Origin of the sequence: Enterovirga aerilata (assembly GCF_013044135.1) — a bacterium.
GTDB classification, from domain to species: domain Bacteria; phylum Pseudomonadota; class Alphaproteobacteria; order Rhizobiales; family Beijerinckiaceae; genus Enterovirga; species Enterovirga aerilata.
This window is the reverse complement of record NZ_JABEPP010000004.1, coordinates 18,497-34,734: the sequence shown is the minus strand read 5'-3', so window position 1 is coordinate 34,734 and position 16,238 is coordinate 18,497. Positions and strand designations below refer to the sequence as shown.

Here is a 16,238-nt window from a genome sequence, read left to right as displayed (position 1 = left end):
AATTGCCACATTCGCTCGCAGGCGGGCCGGCTCTTACTGGTAGGCGATGGTCCTCACCTTCGAGAGCGGGATCGTGCTCGTGCCCACGGTGAGGACCGGCGAGCCGCTCGACACGTTGACGGCCGAGACGACGCCGGAGAGTTCGGTCGAGACGGCGACGCTCTGCCCCGAGGCGTCGACGGCCCGGACGGTGATGGCATAGATGCCGTCCGGGAGGGCGGAGCCGCTCGCGTCCCTCCCGTCCCAGGTGAAGGTCTGTGCGCCCGCCTTGAGCGCGAGGGTTTTCGTCGCGACCGCCGCGCCGTTCTGGTCCGAGATCGTGACCGTGGCGCTCTTCGTGTCCTTGGCCGGCGTCACCGTCCAGCTTGCGGCGCCGTTTGCGAGGGCGGCGGTGCTGCCGTCGGCCGTGATCTTCATGCCGACATAGCCCGCCGCGCTCGACGTGGAGGTCGCCTGCATGGCCGTGAGGATCGAGCCGAGCGTGTCGTTGCTCTTCAGCTGCTGCTCCACCCCCGCGAACTGCACGAGCTGCTGCGTGAACTGGTTCGTGTCGAGCGGGTCGAGCGGGCTCTGGTTCTTGAGCTGGGTGGTGAGCAGAAGGAGAAAGTCCTGGAAGTTGCCGGCGATCTCCTTCGAGGCAGAGCCCGCGCTCGTCGCCTGAGTTGAGGTCAGGGCCGAATAGCTGCCCGAGACGCTTGCCATGGGTCTCTCCTCAGATCCTCAGGTCCAGCGCGCCGAGCCTCGCCAGGAGCCTTTGCGGCACCCCGGCGGGCGTGGCGGCGGTCACGGCGTCATCTCGTGCCGCGGGAGCCTCCGCGGGGTGGTGCGCTTCGGCCCGGCCGTCCCGGCCGCCATGGCCGTCCTGTCCGGCCGCGCCGTCCCGCAGCGAGAAGGCGACGCCCTCGGCCGACGGCTTCAGGCCCGCCTGTTCGAGGGCCTGTTCGAGCTGGCTCCGGTCGCGCGTCAGCAGTGCCAGCGCCTCCGGCCGCTCCACGATCAGGTGCGCCCGGACCTCGCCGCCTTCCCCGATATCGAGCCTCACGTCCACGCGGCCGAGCTCCTCGGGCGTGAGGCGGATCTCGAAACGGTTCGTTCCTTCGAGGGCCTTCAGGCCGATCTCGATCGGCACGCGGCCGACCGCGACGTCGCTTACGACCGCGTGCCGGGCGACGGCGCCCGCCTTGTGCTCGCCGGCATTCGCCTGCGTGAGCAGGTCGGCGAAGGCGGGCTTCGCGGACGCGGCGTCCGGCCCGGCGGCCTTGTCCGCGGGCCCGGCATCCCCCGGCGCGGCCTCTGCCTCGTTGGCTTGTCTGGAGCGGCCGCCGTTCCCGGCCATCGCCGCCAGGGCCGGGACCGCAGCACCACCCCGGCCGGGTGCCCCGTCGGCGGTCGCTTCGGTCTGGCCCTCTGCATGGCTTGCGGAAGCGGTTTCCCCGTCCCGGGGGCCTCCTCCGCGCCGCTTGGCCGCCGCTTCGACCCCCTCCGCTCCGCCCTGGGCCGCGCCGGACGCGAGCCCTTCCTCCGCTCCGGCCGCGGGCGCCGGCAGGCTGAGAGCCAGCAGACCGGCCTGGCCGAGACCGGGCAGGCTTTCGCCTTCGGCGGCAGACGCGGTCTCGGCACCCGTCACGGCCGCTTCGAGCTCGCCTTTACCGGTCTCGGCCGCTGCCGCATCGTCGACGCCTTCGCGGTCACTCCGTCCCGCTCCGGAGAGGTCGCGCGGCTCGTCCCGGGGCGCGGTCCGTCGCGCCTCGTCGCGCGATCGCTCCGCCGGGCGCGGCCGGGACTCGCCGGCGCGGTCCGTCCCGCGGTTCCGGCCAGCCCGCTCGTTGTCGCGGGCCGTATCCGTTCGGGCCCTTTCGCGCCCGGGTTCCCGCCTGTCATCGAGCGCCCGCGTTCCGGCTCTCGCCGTCGCAGCGACTGGCCGTGCAGCCTTGACGGTCGGGCTCTCCTTCAGGAGCTCGGGCAGGCTGAAGCTCGCCCGCTGCGTCCGGTCGCGGCTGGCGGGCTCGTTTCGCGGCATCGCCGCGAGGCTCTGCGCGGCGACGCTGCGCGAGTTGGGTACGCTCGGCATCTGGGTTCCGTTCCGGAGGCGGCCGGCGCAAGCGGCGGGCCAGCCGCCCTGGCGGACTAAGTTTCTGAATCGCCGCATCTATCGCGTCCGGCGAGACGGCCGGATCGCTCGCGTCCCGGCAGGAAGGCACCTCCGGCTCGGCAATGTTTGCCGCCCTTCCCGAGGCTCCCTATAATGATGCCCTGCCCTGAAGCCGCTGCGGATATGCTGAACTCACTCGACCTGCCGGGCTCGCCCGCGGAGACGCGCGTCGTCGTCGCGATGTCGGGCGGCGTGGACTCGTCCGTGGTCGCCGCGCTCCTCAAGCGCGAGGGTTACGACGTCGTCGGCGTCACGTTGCAGCTCTACGACCACGGCGCCGCGACCGGCCGCAAGGGCGCCTGCTGCGCGGGCGCCGATATCCGGGATGCGCGCCGCGCCGCCGAGACGATCGGCATCCCGCATTACGTGCTGGATTACGAGGAGCGCTTCCGCCGCGCCGTGATCGACCGCTTCGCCGAGAGCTATGTGGCGGGCGAGACGCCGATCCCCTGCGTGGACTGCAACCGCACGGTCAAGTTCCGAGACCTGCTCGGGACCGCGCTCGATCTCGGCGCCCATGCGCTCGCGACCGGCCATTACGTCGCGAGCCACCCGGGGCCCGATGGCCGGCGCGTGCTCGTCCGGGCCGCCGATCCGGGCCGCGACCAGAGCTACTTCCTGTACGCCACGACGCCGGAGCAGCTCGCGATGCTGCGCTTTCCGCTCGGCGACATGCCGAAGGCGGAGACGCGCCGCCTCGCGCGCGAGTTCGGCCTCCCGGTCGCCGACAAGCCTGACAGCCAGGACATCTGCTTCGTGCCACAGGGCCGCTATGCCGACGTGCTCGAGAAGCTCCGGCCCGAGGCCGCCCGGGAGGGCGAGATCGTCCACCTGGACGGGCGGGTGCTCGGACGGCATCGCGGGGTCGCACACTTTACCGTGGGTCAGCGCCGCGGGCTCGGGGTCGCCGGCGGTGAGCCGCTCTACGTGGTGCGGCTCGACGCGGCGCGCGGACGCGTGGTCGTGGGCCCGCGCGAGGCGCTCGCGACGCGCTTCGTCCGGCTGCGGGACGTGAACTGGCTCGGCGACCTGCCGCTCGGCGAGATCGGACCCGAGGGCCTTCCCGTGGCCGCGAAGGTGCGCTCCACCCGGCCGGCCCGCCCCGCCGTCCTGCGTTCGCTTGCAGACGGGATCGGGGTGGAGCTGCTCGATCCCGAGGAGGGGGTCTCGCCCGGACAGGCCTGCGTGTTCTACGAGGACGACGGCCTGCGCGCCCGCGTGCTCGGCGGCGGGACGATCATGCGGCCCGAGGCGGGCACGGTCGCGGCAGCGGCGTAGAAGGACGGGAGGTCATGGGGGCACAACCGACGACAGCGCTGATGCGCAAGGCGTATCAGCGCTGGGCGCCTGTCTACGACATCGTCTACGACAAGCTCACCGAGCCGGCGGCGCGCGCGGCCGTTCGCGCCGTCGAGGCCTGCGGGCCGCGCATCCTGGAGGTGGGCGTCGGGACGGGGCTCTCGCTCGGCTACTACTCGCCGAATTCGGAGGTGCATGGCATCGACCTCTCCGAGGACATGCTGCAGCGCGCCCGCGAGAAGGTGGCCCGCCGCGGCCTGCGCCACGTGAAAAGCCTGGACGTGATGGATGCCTGCCACCTCACCTTCCCGGACAGGTCCTTCGACGGCGTCACGGCGCAGTTCCTGATCACGCTCGTGCCCGATCCGGAACGCGCGCTCGACGAGATGGCGCGGGTGCTCCGGCCAGGCGGCGAGATCGTGCTCGTGAACCATTTCGGGCAGGATACCGGTCCGATCGCGACCGTCGAGCGCGTCGTCGCGCCGCTCTGCGCCAGGATCGGCTGGAGCTCCGATTTCAAGGCCTCCCGGATCGAGAGCTGGGCCCGTTCGCGCGGGCTCGAACCGCTGCCGCTCGAGCCCGTCTTCCCGGGCGGCTTCTTCAAGGTCCTGCGCCTGCACAAGCCGGTCTGACCGCCTCCCCGGTTCCTGTCGGAGACCTCCATGGCCGAATCCGAACGGCAGATCCTCGCCTGGCTCGCCGAGCAGAAGGGCGCGATGCTGGGCCTCCTCCAGGAGGTCGTGAACCTCGATTCCGGCAGCTACGACAAGCCGGGGGTCGATGCCGTCGGCGCGCGCTTCCTGCGCTTCTTCGAGCGCGAGGGCATCCGCACCGCCGTGCATCCGCGGGAGACCTACGGCGATGCGATCACGGCCGAGGTCGCGGGTGCGGGGGGCGGCAACAAGCCGATCGTGCTTCTCGGCCATCGCGACACGGTGTTCCCGAAGGGCGAGGCGGCGCGGCGCCCGTTCCGGATCGAGGACGGGCGCGCCTACGGGCCGGGCGTCGCCGACATGAAGGCCGGGCTGGTCATGAACGCCTTCGTGCTCGCGGCCTATCACCGCTTCGGCGGCGCGCCCGCGCCGCTCGTGCAGCTCATCACGTCGGACGAGGAGATCGGCTCGCCCGCCTGCCGCGACATCATCGAGGAGACCGCGCGCGGCGCCCGCGCCGTCTTCAATGCCGAGCCCGGCCGTCCGTCCGGCAATGTCGTGACCGGCCGCAAGGGCGGCGTGTTCATGGAATGCGAGATCTTCGGCAAGGCCGCGCATTCGGGGGGCAACTTCTCCGAGGGGGTGAGCGCGATCAACGAGGCCGCCTACAAGATCCTGCAGCTCAAGGAGATCACGGACCTGGAGCACGGGGTGACGCTGAATGTGGGGCTGGTCTCGGGCGGCCAGTCGGTCAACACCGTCGCGCCCTATGCCAAGCTCGGCATCGACCTGCGCTACGTCGAGCCGCCGCAGCGGGGGGCGTCCCTGGTCCGGATCGAGGAGATCGTCGCGACCGCGAACGTGCCCGGGACGAGCGCGACGCTCGCCGTCAAGGGCGAGTTCCTGCCGCTGGTGCAGGACCCGGCCTCGCGCGAGCTGTTCGAAGCCTACCGGGCCGCCATGGGCGAGGTCGGCCGCCCTGTCGAGGGCGAGTTCGCCGGCGGCTGCGCCGATTCCGGCTTCACCTCGGCGGTCGGCTGCCCGACGATCTGCGCCATCGGGCCGGTCGGCGGCCGGGCGCATTCGCCGGAGGAGTATCTGGAGGTCGACACCATCGTGCCGCGTGCGCAGGGTCTCGCGCTGGCGATCGCGCGGCTGCGGTAGGGTTCGCGGACGGCCGTCGCGCAGAGAGCTCGCAGCTGCCGGTCTTCAGACCCCGCCCACCAGCCGGGCGAGGGCGGCGCGGTAGCGGGCGGCGATCGCGTCGCGCCGATGGTGACGGCGGTCGGTGACGACGCGCTCCCCCCCTGCAATCACGTCCTTCACCAGGTCGCGCCCGGCGGAGAAGATCCAGCAATCGAGCCAGCTCTCCGGCCCCGCCGCCGCCAGCGCCGGGTGCTCGGCATCGAGCACCACGAAATCGGCCCGGCGGCCCGGCTCGATCGCACCCATCGGCTGCGCCATGGCCCGTGCGCCGCCCGCCAGCGCCGCCGTGAAGAGCCGCCGCCCCGTCGATTCGCCCTCCTCCAGCGTCATGACGTTCCGCCCCCGATGGTGGAGGCGCTGGCTGTATTCGAGCTGCCTGAGCTCTGCCGCGACGTCGATCTGGATGTTCGAATCCGTTCCGATCCCGAAGGCGCCGCCGCCGAGGAGGAAGCGCGGCCCCTCGAAGGTGCCGTCGCCGAGCGAGGCCTCGGTCAGCGGACAGAGCCCTGCCACCGCGCCCGAGGCCGCAAGCCGGACGGTCTCGTCGGCCGTCATGTGCGTGGCGTGGATCAGGCACCAGCGCTGGTCGAGCTCGGCATTCTCCAGGAGCCACTCGACCGGCCGCCGCCCGGACCAGGCGACGCAATCCTCGACCTCCAGCCATTGCTCCGCCGCATGGATGTGGACCGGTCCGTCGGGCGCGAGCCCGACCACGGTCTCCAGCGCTTCCGGCGTGACGGCCCTGAGAGAATGCGGCGCGACGCCCATGCGGGCTCCCGGCACCCGCTCGAGATGGCGCCGTGCGCCGTCCAGGAGGCGGGCGAAGGAACCCGGGTCGTTGATGAAGCGCCGCTGCCCTTCGACGGGAGGCCGCCCGCCGAAGCCGCCCTGCGCGTAGAAGCAGGGCAGCAGCGTGAGGCCGATCCCCGCCTCGGCGGCCGCAGCGGCGATCCGGCCGGCGAGCTCGGCGATGTCGGAATAGGGCCGCCCCTCGGTATCGTGGTGGAGGTAGTGGAACTCCCCGACGAGCGTGTATCCGCCCTCCAGCATCTCGGCATAGGCATGGGCCGCAACCGCCTCGACATCTTCGGGCGAGAGCCGGCCGAGGAAGCGGTACATGACCTCGCGCCAGGTCCAGAACGTGTCGTTAGCCGGCCCGCGCCGCTCGGCGAGCCCGGCCATCCCGCGCTGGAAGGCATGGCTGTGGAGGTTCGGCATCCCCGGGACGGCGATGCCCCGGAGGCGCTCGGCCGCCCCCGTCGGCCGGTCCGGCTCGACGGACGTGATCAAGCCGCCTTCGACTTCGACCCTGACGTCGCGTGCGAAGCCGGATGGCAGGAAGGCGTGATCGATCAGGAAGGTGGACATGGCGCGGCCACATAGGCCCGCCCGGCCCGGCTCGACAAGGCGGAGCTTGGGCGGGCGTGACCCCGGCTCTCCCCCGAGCCATAAGGGCCTGTGACTCAGCTCAGCAGATCCGACCGTCCGCGTCCCGTCACCCGCCTCTGTCTCGAACGCGCCGCGCTGCATTACCTGGAGCGGTACGCCTCCTCGTCCGAGAACCTGAGGCGGGTGCTGACCGACAAGGTGCGACGCCGCCTCGGGCCGGGCGAACCGGTCGCCGGCGAGGTGGCCTCGACGATAGCCGAGGTGATCCAACGGCTCGCGCAGGGCGGCTTCCTGGACGACCGGAGCTATGCGGAGGCGAAGGTCGGCTCCCTCCTGCGTCGGGGCGCCTCCCTGCGCGCCGTGCGCAGTAAGCTGAGGGGGAAGGGGGTCGGCGAGGAAACGATCGCGGCGGCGCTGGCCGGGCACAGCCCGGACGAGCTCGCCTTGGCCCGGCGTTATGCCGAGCGCAGGCGGCTCGGCCCGTGGCGCACCCGGCCCGATCCGAAAGCCCGGGACAGGGATCTCGCCTCGCTCTGCCGGGCGGGCTTTCCCTATGCGATCGCCCGGGCTGCCCTGGAGCCGGAGAGCTAGCGCCTGCCGAAGAGGCGCTCGATGTCGGCGAGCTTCAGCTCGACATAGGTCGGGCGCCCGTGGTTGCACTGCCCGGACAGCGGCGTCGCTTCCATCTGGCGCAGCAGGGCGTTCATCTCCGGCGGGCTGAGCCGCCGCCCGGCGCGTATCGAGCCGTGGCACGACATGCGGGACAGGATGGCGTCCAGCCGCTCGGCGACGGGCGTGCCGCTGGCTCCACCTTCCGCGAGCGCGTCGGCCACGTCGCGCAGGAGCGCGGCGGCCGAGCTCCCCGCGAGTGCCGCCGGCACCTCGCGCACGAGCACGGCGCCCGGCCCGAAGGGCTCGACGGCGAGGCCCAGCCCGAGCAGCTCCTCCGCCTCGCCGGCGATGCGGGCCGCATCCACCGGATCGAGCTCGACCACCTCCGGGATCAGCAGACCCTGGCGCGCGATGCCGCTGCCGGCGCGCTCCGCCTTGAGCCGCTCGTAGACGAGCCGCTCATGCGCGGCGTGCTGGTCCACGATGACGATGCCGTCCCGCGTCTGGGCGACGATATAGGTCTCGTGCAGCTGCGCGCGCGCTGCCCCGAGCGGTGCGTCCGGTTCCTCGACCGCGGGCGCCGGGGCGCGTGCATCCGCGCTCGGCTGAAAGGACGCGAAGCTTGCCTGCGCGGCCTCGCCGAAGCCGTTCGCGCGAGAATCGAGCGGGGCCTGCCAGCTCTCGGCCGGCGGCTGCGGCGCGTGCCGGGGAGGCGAGGGCGTCCAGCCTGGCAGGTACCCGGCGCGCAGGCTGTCCAGCGTGCGCAGGCCGCCGGTCGTCGCGGCGCGGTGGCCGGCGCGGGCGAGTGCGTCGCGGATGGCCGAGATCACCAGCGCCCGGACGAGGCCGGGATCGCGGAACCGCACCTCCGTCTTGGCCGGATGAACGTTCACGTCGACGAGGCGCGGATCGCAATCGAGCGCCAGCGCCAGGACGGGATGGCGGTCGCTGGCCATCGTGTCCGCGTAGGCGCCGCGCACCGCGCCGAGCAGCAGCTTGTCGCGCACCGGCCGGCCGTTCACGACGAAATGGATATGCGTCGCCGCCCCGCGGTGGAAGGTCGGCAGCCCGACATGGCCGGCAAGGACGAGGTTCTCGCGTTCCGCCCGGAGCGCGGCTGAATTCTCGGCGAAATCCTGCCCGAGCACCCGGGCCGCCCGGCGGAGGAAGCCCTCCGGCGTCGCCGGCTCGGGCGGAAAGGCGAGGGCGGAGAGGCCGTCGCCCTTGAGCGAGAGCCGGATCTCCGGATGCGCGATCGCGAGACGGCGGACGATCTCGGCCGCGGCAAGCGCCTCGGCGCGGTCGGACTTCAGGAACTTGAGCCGGGCCGGGGTCGCGGCGAAGAGATCGGTCACCTCGATCCGGGTGCCTGGGGAGGCGGGCGCGGGCCGCACCGCGCCCTTCCGGCCGGCATCGACCGTGATCGAAGCGCCGATCGGATCCTCCGGCCGGCGGCTCAGGATGGCGAGATGCGCGACCGCCCCGATGGAGGGCAGCGCCTCCCCGCGGAAGCCGAGCGTGCGGATCGTCGCGAGATCGCCGTCGGGGAGCTTGGAGGTCGCGTGGCGCTCGACCGCGAGGTCGAGGTCCTCGGGACTCATACCCCGTCCGTCGTCGACGACCCGGACGAGGCGGCGCCCCCCTGCCTCGATTGTGACCTCGATCGAGCGCGCGCCCGCATCGATCGCGTTCTCCACCAGCTCTTTGACGACGGCGGCCGGCCGCTCGACCACCTCGCCGGCCGCGATGCGATCGACCAGGACGGGATCGAGCCGGCGGACGGCGCTCATCGCCATGCGGGGGAGATCAGGCCCGGCTCTCGGCCAGGTACTGCTTCGCCAGGATCTTGCCTTCCTCCACGGCAGGCTGGTCGAAGGGATCCACGCCGATCCCGTAGCCCGTAAGGATCGTCTCCAGCATGAAATGCATCATGAGCTCGCCCATGGTGCGCGCATCGAGGCTGTCGACCTCGATCCGGCGGACCGGGCGGCGGTTGCGGGCGAGGGTGTCGGCCGTGGCGCGACCCTGGGCGGCGACGAGATCGCCGATATGCCGGCCGGCGAAGCCCGGCTCGCCGGCCCGCCGAGCCAGCTCCGGATCGATCGCCGGACCCTCGCCGGCGACCCCGGTCGTCACGACGGTGAAGACCTTGTCGTTCGGGCCGGCGAGGTAGAGCTGGAGCTGGCTATGCTGGTCCACCGGCCCGATCGCGGCGACGGGCTGCGAGCCGCGGCCGTCCTTGCCGAGGCTCTCCGCCCAGAGCTGGACCCACCAGCGCGTAAGCCGCTCCAGCCTGTCGGCATAGGCCATCATCACGTGGATGCCCCGCTGTTCGAGCGCTGCCGCAATGGCGAGCGCCGCTCCGACCGCGGCGGGCGTGTCGTTGACGGAGGCGCCGGCGCGGATCGGGGCCAGCGCCTCGGCGGCACCGGAACGGATCGCCCGGATATCGAGCCCCAGGATCGCGGCCGGAAGCAGTCCGACATTGGTCAGGGCCGAGTAGCGGCCGCCCACCCCGGTATGGTGCTCCAGGAAGCGCACGCCCTCCGGCTCGAGAAGGTCGCGAAGGGCGTTCCTGCCGTTCGGCTTCCTGGGCTCGGAGAGGCCGAGAAGCAGCTCGCCGGCGCGGCCCCGCAGGCCCGCGCGATCGAGCGCCGACAGGACGGCCATCGCCTGCATCAGGGTCTCGCCCGTCCCGCCGGATTTGGAGATCGCCACGAAGCGGGTATCCGGAAGCGGCAGCCGCTCCAGCAGCCGCGCGAAGGTGATCGGGTCGAGATTGTCCATGAAATGGAGGCGCGGCCCCTCGGCGAGACGGCCGAGCCCGGGCACGTTCCAATCGGCGAGCTGGGCCAAGGTCTGCCCGCCGAGGCTGGACCCACCGGTGCCGAGCAGCACGATGTCGGACGCACCCTGCTTCAGGCCGGCCGCCGCCGCCTCGATTTCGGCGAGGTCCGACTCGGATCCGGGGAGCTGCAGGAGCGCGAGGCGGCCGGTCTCGAGATCCTCGCGAAGCCGCCGCAGGGCCGAGGTCGCGCCTGCAAGTCCGGCCTCGAAGGCGGCGCGCGGCAGTCCGCCGACCCCGATCGTCGGCTCGAGCGCCTGCTCGACATTCTGCTTCAAGGCCATGCGAGTTGCTTCCTTCCGGATGCGATCGAGCGGCGCCATAGGAGCCCGCCGCTCCGACTTAGAACCTTCGGCCCGCTGCGGGAACTCCCTGCCGGAAGCACCGGCGCAGGCCGTATACGCAAAGCGGCCCGGAGAACTCTCCGGGCCGCTTCTCCTGCGCGAGAATGGAGCGTCAGTCGAGCACGACGACCTTCGCGCCCACCTTCACGCGGTTGTAGAGGTCGATGACGTCCTCGTTGGTCATCCGGATGCAGCCTGAGGAGACGGCCTGGCCGATCGTCTCCGGCTCGTTGGAGCCGTGGATGCGATACAGGGAGGAGCCGAGATAGAGCGCCCTGGCACCGAGCGGGTTGTCGGGCCCGCCCGACATGTAGCGGGGCAGGTCGGGGCGGCGGCGCAGCATTTCGGCCGGCGGCGTCCAGCTCGGCCATTCCTTCTTGGCCGTGACGCGCTTGACGCCGGTCCATTCGAAGCCGGGCCGGCCGACGCCGACCCCGTACTCGATCGCCTCGCCGGGGCGGGTCACGTAGTAGAGCCTGCGCTCGCTCGTGGAGATCACGATCGTGCCGGGCGCGTATTGCGTCGAGAACTCGACGCGCTGCCGCGGGATCGGCGAAGCCTGCGGCCGGTATCCCTCGTCGAGATACTCGATCTCACGATTGTTCATCGGATCGGACCACCAGCTCGACTGGGCGGCGGCGGGCTGGGTAGCGGCAGCAAAGCCGATGGCGAGGCCGGCCATCGCGAGAAGCGCTTGACGCATGTCGAAGTATTCCCGAGTGAGTGGTGCGACCGTGCCGGTCGTCAAGATGGCAGCACAACGCCACGGCCACGCTTCGGGTTTCATTGTTGCCGGCTGCAATCTGGGGCAGGGCTGCCTAGTCTTGCGGGACGAGGGCGATCGCCGAGATCAGCCGGCCGTAATCCGGCTCGCCGCGGTGGGTGGCGCGGCGATAACTGTAGAACCGTGTCCCGTCCGTATAGGTGCAGAGCCCGAGCGAAGCGGCCTTCCCGATTGCCGCTGCTTCCAGCCGGTGCAGGATGAAGGCCGGAAGGTCGAAATAGGCGTGCCCCTCGCGCCCGCTCGGGCGGAAGAAGCGCCGGTACGATCCGTCCGCCTCCACGAAGCGGGCCGCGAATTCCGGCCCGACCTCGTAGGCCTGGGGGCCGATCGTCGGCCCGAGCACGGCGACGATCCGCGCGCGCGAGGCGCCGAGCTCCTCCATGCGCGCGACGGTCGCCTCCAGCACGCCCGTGAAGGCGCCCTTCCAGCCGGAATGGGCTGCGCCGACGACGCCCGCTTCCGCGTCGGCGAAGAGCACGGGACCGCAATCGGCGCTTGCGACCGCGATGGCAATGCCGGGCGTCCGGGTCGCCATGCCGTCCGCCTTGGGCCGCTCCTCCGGCCGCCACGGCTTTTCGACCGTCACGATGTCGGCCGAGTGGATCTGGTGGAGGCTCACCAGCCGGTCGGGCGCCACCCCGAGCGCCGCCGCCATCCGGGCACGGTTCTCGGCGACGGCCCGTGGATCATCTGCCGACCCGACCCCGCCGTTCAGCGAGGCGTAGATGCCGGCAGACGCTCCGCCCTCCCGCGTGAAGAAGGCGTGCCGGATGCCCGGGAGAGCCGAAAGGTCCGGGGCCTCGATCTTCATGTCTGTTCGAGCTCCTGAGCCGCGCGGACGCTTGCGGCAGGCGGCGCAAATCCCGGAAGCTGCGTCACGCCCGGCTGGGCGAATGCGACCGCCTTGAACAGGTCGCCCATCCCGTCCGGGCCCGGGCCGGTCAGGCGCCGGAGGGCGGCCCCGATCTCGGCGGCCTGCTCCGCGGAGGCGCCCCGACGCAGCCGCTCGGCCCTGGCCTCGATCCCGAGCGCCCGCAGGAAGTCGCCCTGGCTCTCGGGGCCGTGCACGGATGCGCCCGCCCGCGCGGCTGCGCGGGCGAGGGCTTCGAAATCCACATGCGCGGTCAGGTCGGCCTCGCCGGGCTCGGCGAGCGGGTCCGCGAAGGCGTGGTGCCTGACCGACTGGAGCGTTTCGCCCGGTCCGGACCGGTGGTGGCCGTAATCGATCACGAGTGCAGCGCCGCCGCCCCGGGCGAGCCGCGCCCCGATCTCCGCCGCGATCGCAAGTCCGGCTTCTCCGACCTCCAGGACGTCGCCGGGCTGGCCGGGCGCGGCGAGACGCGGGTCCGGGTCGGGCGCAAGCCCGAAGGAGAGCGCGCCGTCCGGCCCGAGACCGACCATCCGCTCGTGCCAGCCGGTCCGGGCGCGGACGAACTGCCGGATCGGAAGCGCGTCGAAGAACTCGTTCGCGATGACGATGGCCGGGCCGGGTGGAACCTCGGCGAGCTGCAGGTGCCAGGTCACCGCGACGCCGGCGGGCTGGAGCGTACGGGCCTGGGCCTCGCGCAAGGCCGGGCTCGTCTCGACGAGATGCACCGTGAGGGCCTCGCGGAAGCCGGGCAGGACGCCCGCGGCCCGCAGCGCATCGCTCATCAGCGTGCCCCGTCCGGGGCCGAGCTCGACGAGCCGGAGCGGTGCTGGCCGGCCCAGGAGGGACCAGGTCTCCGCCGCCCAGAGCCCGATCAGCTCGCCGAACATCTGGCTGATCTCGGGCGCCGTCGTGAAATCGCCTGCGGCCCCGAGCGGATCGCGCGTCACGTAGTAGCCGAGGCGGGGATGGCCGAGCGCCAGCGCCATGTAGCGCTCGACCGTGATCGGGCCTTCGGCCGCGATCAGCTCCCGGATCTCGCGCTCGAGCCCGGTCACGCGGGCGCCTCGGCTCCCCGATGGCGCGGACGCGTCCAGCCGCGCGCGGCAGCGACGATCACGGCGAGGCCCGCGGCCGCCATGGGGACGGACAGAAGCTGGCCCATGGTGATGCCCCCGAGGAGGAAGCCGAGCTGCGCGTCGGGCTCGCGGAAGAACTCGCAGGCGATCCGCGCAAGAGCGTAGCCCACGACGAAGATCCCCCCGACCAGGCCCGGCCTGCGGAAGCCGAACCGGCGCACCACGACCGCCATGAGGGCGAGAAGAAGCAGCCCCTCGGCGAAGGCCTCGTAGAGCTGGCTGGGATGGCGGGGGATATCGCCGCCCATCGGGAACACCACCGCCCAAGGCAGGTCGGGCGCGGGACGGCCCCACAGCTCGCCGTTGACGAAGTTGGCGATCCGACCCGTGAACAGCCCGATCGGGGCCACGACCGCGGCGACGTCCAGCATGGCCAGTGGATTCAGGCCGCGCGCCCGGGCGAAGAGAACGATGGCCAGGATCGTGCCGAGAAACCCGCCGTGAAACGACATGCCGCCGCGCCAGACCGTGAAGATCTCGGCGGGGCGCTCGAGGTAGCTGGCGAGGTTGTAGAAGAGCACGTAGCCAAGGCGCCCTCCCAGCACGATGCCGAGCGCGATCCAGACGATCTGGTCGTCCATGTCGGCCCGGGTCGGGCGACGGATGTCGCCCCAGAGGGCCGCGTCGGCGGCGAGGCGGCGGGAATACCACCAGCCGAGCACGATGCCGGCCACGTAGGACAGCGCGTACCAGCGGATCGCGAACGGCCCGACCGCGATGGCGACGGGATCGATATGAGGAAAGGGGATCGCGAGGAGCGGCATGTCTGGTCCGGTGCGAGTCGCCCGCGGGCGGGATGTCTCCCGCGCCGGTGCCGGGCGTCAACCCCGCGCGGCGGTTGCGCAGGCCGCCCTCGCTGCGCATCTAGGATCGAGGCCGGCCGAGCCGGCGGAGAAGGAGACACCGAGCATGGCCGGATCAAGCCGCCTGATGGACGATTTCGCGCGCCTCGTCACGGATGCGACCGGTGCCGCCCAGGGCGTCCGCCGCGAGGTCGAGAGCGCCGTCAAGGCTCAGATCGAGCGCATGCTCCGCGACATGGACGTCGCGAGCCGGGAGGAGGTCGAGGTCCTGCGCGACATGGTCCTGGCCCTGCGGGCCGAGAACGAGGCGCTGGCGGCCCGCGTGACGGCTCTGGAGGGCGGCGACAAGCCGCTGCCGGACCAGAGTTCGGGTTTCGCCTGAGGCCGTTCGCCTAGCCCGAGAAATCGGCCCCGCGTCACTACAGGCTTCCGCAGACCGGCCCGGACAGGAAGCCCGCGAGGTCGGTCGTGACGTGATCGATATGCGGCGCCTCGACCGCCTCCTGCTCGAAGGCGTCGCGGAACGGATCGACCGTCTTGGGCAGGACGAGGCAGGTCGTCATGCCGAGCTCGTGCGGGACGACGAGGTTCTTGGCGATGTCCTCGAACATCGCGGCGCGCGCCGGCGCGACGCCGTGCCTGGCCAGGAAGAGCTCGTAGGCGCGCCGGTCGGGCTTGGGCGTGAACCCCGCCGCCTCGATGTCGAAGACGTCCTCGAAATGGTCGTAGATGCCGAGCTTCATGGCGACGGTCTGGGCGTGTTTCCGCGAGCCGTTCGTCAGGATGAGCTTGCGGCCCGGCAGCTTCTCGATCGCGTCGCCGAGGAGCGGGTTCAGCTCGATCGCCGAATGATCGATGTCGTGCGCGAAGTCGAGGAAGTCGGCCGCGTCGATCCCCTCCTCCTCCATGAGGCCGCGCAGGGTGGTGCCGTAGCGGTGGTAGTAATGCTTCTGCAGCGCCCGGGCCGACAGGCCGTCGGTCTCGAAATGCTGCATCAGGTAGAGCGTGATGCGCTCGTCCACCTGCGGCCAGACGCGCGCCTCATGCGGGTAGAGTGTGTTGTCGAGATCGAAGATCCAGGTCTCGACATGCGCAAAGCCGCGCGCGCCCGGCGCGGACAGATGAGGAGAAGACGAAGCGCCCATCGCGAGACGAAAAGGGGGCCGTCCGGCCCCGTCCGGTCTCAGATAGGAGCGCGGCTGCGCTTAAGGAAGTGCTGCGCCGATCAGGCGCGCACCAGCGTGCCCGCGCCGTAATCGGTGAAGAGCTCCAGCAGCACGGCGTGCGGGACCTTGCCGTCCAGGATGACCACGGCCTCGACGCCGCGCTCGATGGCGTAGATGCAGGTCTCGATCTTGGGGATCATGCCGCCCGTGATGGTGCCATCCGCGATCAGCCGGCGGCAATCCTCCACGGTCAGCTCCGGGATGAGGTTCCTGTCCTTGTCGAGCACGCCCGGCACGTCGGTCAGGAGGAGGAAGCGCTTGGCGTTCATGGCGCCCGCGATGGCGCCCGCGAAGGTGTCGGCGTTGACGTTGTAGGTCTGGCCGTCCGCTCCGGCCGCGACCGGCGCGATGACCGGGATGAGCTCCGCCTTCAGCACCGCGTCGAGCACGGCCCGGTCCACCACCTCCGGCTCGCCCACGAAGCCGAGATCGAGCTCGCGCTCCTCGTTCGAGGCGGGGTCGACCGCCGTGCGCACGGCCTTGCGGGCCGTGACCATGTTGCCGTCCTTGCCGCAGAGCCCGATCGCGCGGCCGCCCTCGCCCGAGATCCAGCCGACGATCTGCTTGTTGATGGAGCCGGCGAGGACCATCTCGACGACCTCGACGGTGGCCTCGTCCGTGACGCGCAGCCCGCCCTCGAAGGTCGACTTGATGCCGAGCTTGTCGAGCATGCGGCCGATCTGCGGCCCGCCGCCATGGACCACGATCGGCTTCACGCCGGACTGCTCCAGGAGCACGATGTCCTCGGCGAAATCCTCCGCGGCGGCCGGGTCGCCCATCGCGTGGCCGCCATACTTGATGACCACGATCTCCTGGTCGTAGCGCTGCATGTGGGGCAGCGCCTGGACGAGCACCTCGGCCCGCACGGGTGCGGAGGGCAGCTTATCGGTCATGGACGAATCTCCGCTGGAGCGCGTG

Annotated in this window: 16 protein-coding genes; 5 read left to right on the top strand and 11 right to left on the bottom strand. The window is 71.8% G+C overall.

Annotated features, from left to right (window positions below; translation table 11 throughout):
* Window positions 1–33: 33 nt before the first annotated feature.
* Entirely contained in the window at window positions 34–702 is a 669-nt protein-coding gene (locus HJG44_RS14130; protein ID WP_171219040.1) for a flagellar hook assembly protein FlgD, read from the bottom strand.
* 10 nt (window positions 703–712) lie between these two features.
* Entirely contained in the window at window positions 713–2,071 is a 1,359-nt protein-coding gene (locus HJG44_RS14125; RefSeq protein WP_171219039.1) for a flagellar hook-length control protein FliK, read from the bottom strand.
* 207 nt (window positions 2,072–2,278) lie between these two features.
* On the opposite strand from HJG44_RS14125, the gene mnmA reads away from it, so the two are divergent.
* Genes mnmA through HJG44_RS14110 form a run of 3 tightly spaced genes read left to right on the top strand, consistent with a single transcriptional unit; the run spans window position 2,279 to window position 5,268 of the window.
* Window positions 2,279–3,430, top strand: a complete 1,152-nt coding sequence (gene mnmA, locus HJG44_RS14120) for a tRNA 2-thiouridine(34) synthase MnmA (protein ID WP_171219535.1) — start codon at window positions 2,279–2,281, stop codon at window positions 3,428–3,430.
* A gap of 41 nt (window positions 3,431–3,471) precedes the next feature.
* Window positions 3,472–4,083 (top strand): class I SAM-dependent methyltransferase, encoded by a 612-nt coding sequence (locus HJG44_RS14115; RefSeq protein WP_246736259.1) that lies wholly within the window; start codon window positions 3,472–3,474, stop codon window positions 4,081–4,083.
* Between the two features lie 30 nt (window positions 4,084–4,113).
* Window positions 4,114–5,268 carry a M20 family metallopeptidase gene (locus HJG44_RS14110; protein ID WP_171219037.1) on the top strand — a complete coding sequence of 385 codons (1,155 nt, stop codon included), beginning with the start codon at window positions 4,114–4,116 and terminating at the stop codon, window positions 5,266–5,268.
* A 45-nt stretch (window positions 5,269–5,313) separates the two neighbouring features.
* On the opposite strand, the gene HJG44_RS14105 is transcribed toward HJG44_RS14110, so the two are convergent.
* Window positions 5,314–6,678 (bottom strand): formimidoylglutamate deiminase, encoded by a 1,365-nt coding sequence (locus HJG44_RS14105; protein ID WP_171219036.1) that lies wholly within the window; start codon window positions 6,676–6,678, stop codon window positions 5,314–5,316.
* 90 nt (window positions 6,679–6,768) lie between these two features.
* Here HJG44_RS14105 and HJG44_RS14100 point away from each other — a divergent pair, with 90 nt between their 5' ends.
* Window positions 6,769–7,290, top strand: coding sequence for a RecX family transcriptional regulator (locus HJG44_RS14100; protein ID WP_171219035.1), 522 nt, complete (start codon window positions 6,769–6,771; stop codon window positions 7,288–7,290).
* On the opposite strand, the gene mutL is transcribed toward HJG44_RS14100, so the two are convergent.
* The 6 genes from mutL to lgt form a co-directional block, all read right to left on the bottom strand.
* Window positions 7,287–9,107: a DNA mismatch repair endonuclease MutL gene (gene mutL / locus HJG44_RS14095; RefSeq protein ID WP_246736258.1), complete on the bottom strand. Its 1,821-nt coding sequence runs from the start codon at window positions 9,105–9,107 to the stop codon at window positions 7,287–7,289. The two genes, HJG44_RS14100 and mutL, sit on opposite strands and share 4 nt — an antisense overlap.
* Window positions 9,108–9,117: 10 nt before the next feature.
* Window positions 9,118–10,440, bottom strand: coding sequence for a glucose-6-phosphate isomerase (locus tag HJG44_RS14090; RefSeq protein WP_171219034.1), 1,323 nt, complete (start codon window positions 10,438–10,440; stop codon window positions 9,118–9,120).
* A 172-nt stretch (window positions 10,441–10,612) separates the two neighbouring features.
* The gene (locus HJG44_RS14085; RefSeq protein WP_171219033.1) at window positions 10,613–11,203 is read right to left on the bottom strand and encodes a L,D-transpeptidase; all 591 of its coding nucleotides are present in this window, start codon (window positions 11,201–11,203) and stop codon (window positions 10,613–10,615) included.
* Between the two features lie 115 nt (window positions 11,204–11,318).
* Window positions 11,319–12,095 (bottom strand): peptidoglycan editing factor PgeF, encoded by a 777-nt coding sequence (gene pgeF, locus HJG44_RS14080; RefSeq protein WP_171219032.1) that lies wholly within the window; start codon window positions 12,093–12,095, stop codon window positions 11,319–11,321.
* A complete protein-coding gene (locus tag HJG44_RS14075) occupies window positions 12,092–13,210 on the bottom strand; it encodes a class I SAM-dependent methyltransferase (protein ID WP_346767169.1) in 1,119 nt (372 codons plus the stop codon). Before HJG44_RS14075 ends, pgeF begins: the two co-directional genes overlap by 4 nt.
* Window positions 13,207–14,055 carry a prolipoprotein diacylglyceryl transferase gene (gene lgt, locus HJG44_RS14070; protein WP_171219031.1) on the bottom strand — a complete coding sequence of 283 codons (849 nt, stop codon included), beginning with the start codon at window positions 14,053–14,055 and terminating at the stop codon, window positions 13,207–13,209. Before lgt ends, HJG44_RS14075 begins: the two co-directional genes overlap by 4 nt.
* A 145-nt stretch (window positions 14,056–14,200) precedes the next feature.
* On the opposite strand from lgt, the gene HJG44_RS14065 reads away from it, so the two are divergent.
* Window positions 14,201–14,476, top strand: coding sequence for an accessory factor UbiK family protein (locus HJG44_RS14065; RefSeq protein WP_171219030.1), 276 nt, complete (start codon window positions 14,201–14,203; stop codon window positions 14,474–14,476).
* A gap of 37 nt (window positions 14,477–14,513) precedes the next feature.
* Here HJG44_RS14065 and HJG44_RS14060 read toward each other — a convergent pair whose 3' ends face one another.
* Together HJG44_RS14060 and argB are read right to left on the bottom strand one after the other, a co-directional pair.
* Window positions 14,514–15,239, bottom strand: coding sequence for a pyrimidine 5'-nucleotidase (locus HJG44_RS14060; protein WP_171219029.1), 726 nt, complete (start codon window positions 15,237–15,239; stop codon window positions 14,514–14,516).
* Between the two features lie 80 nt (window positions 15,240–15,319).
* Entirely contained in the window at window positions 15,320–16,213 is an 894-nt protein-coding gene (gene argB, locus HJG44_RS14055) for an acetylglutamate kinase (protein ID WP_171219028.1), read from the bottom strand.
* Window positions 16,214–16,238: the final 25 nt, after the last annotated feature.

Bases quoted from the DNA above. Each gene is read 5' to 3' on its own strand.
- HJG44_RS14130 (WP_171219040.1), bottom strand. From the start codon at position 702: ATGGCAAGCGTCTCGGGCAGCTATTCGGCCCTGACCTCAACTCAGGCG.
- HJG44_RS14125 (WP_171219039.1), bottom strand. From the start codon at position 2,071: ATGCCGAGCGTACCCAACTCGCGCAGCGTCGCCGCGCAGAGCCTCGCG.
- HJG44_RS14115 (WP_246736259.1), top strand. From the start codon at position 3,472: ATGCGCAAGGCGTATCAGCGCTGGGCGCCTGTCTACGACATCGTCTAC.
- HJG44_RS14110 (WP_171219037.1), top strand. From the start codon at position 4,114: ATGGCCGAATCCGAACGGCAGATCCTCGCCTGGCTCGCCGAGCAGAAG.
- HJG44_RS14105 (WP_171219036.1), bottom strand. From the start codon at position 6,678: ATGTCCACCTTCCTGATCGATCACGCCTTCCTGCCATCCGGCTTCGCA.
- mutL (WP_246736258.1), bottom strand. From the start codon at position 9,107: ATGGCGATGAGCGCCGTCCGCCGGCTCGATCCCGTCCTGGTCGATCGC.
- HJG44_RS14090 (WP_171219034.1), bottom strand. From the start codon at position 10,440: ATGGCCTTGAAGCAGAATGTCGAGCAGGCGCTCGAGCCGACGATCGGG.
- HJG44_RS14085 (WP_171219033.1), bottom strand. From the start codon at position 11,203: ATGCGTCAAGCGCTTCTCGCGATGGCCGGCCTCGCCATCGGCTTTGCT.
- pgeF (WP_171219032.1), bottom strand. From the start codon at position 12,095: ATGAAGATCGAGGCCCCGGACCTTTCGGCTCTCCCGGGCATCCGGCAC.
- lgt (WP_171219031.1), bottom strand. From the start codon at position 14,055: ATGCCGCTCCTCGCGATCCCCTTTCCTCATATCGATCCCGTCGCCATC.
- HJG44_RS14065 (WP_171219030.1), top strand. From the start codon at position 14,201: ATGGCCGGATCAAGCCGCCTGATGGACGATTTCGCGCGCCTCGTCACG.
- HJG44_RS14060 (WP_171219029.1), bottom strand. From the start codon at position 15,239: ATGGGCGCTTCGTCTTCTCCTCATCTGTCCGCGCCGGGCGCGCGCGGC.
- argB (WP_171219028.1), bottom strand. From the start codon at position 16,213: ATGACCGATAAGCTGCCCTCCGCACCCGTGCGGGCCGAGGTGCTCGTC.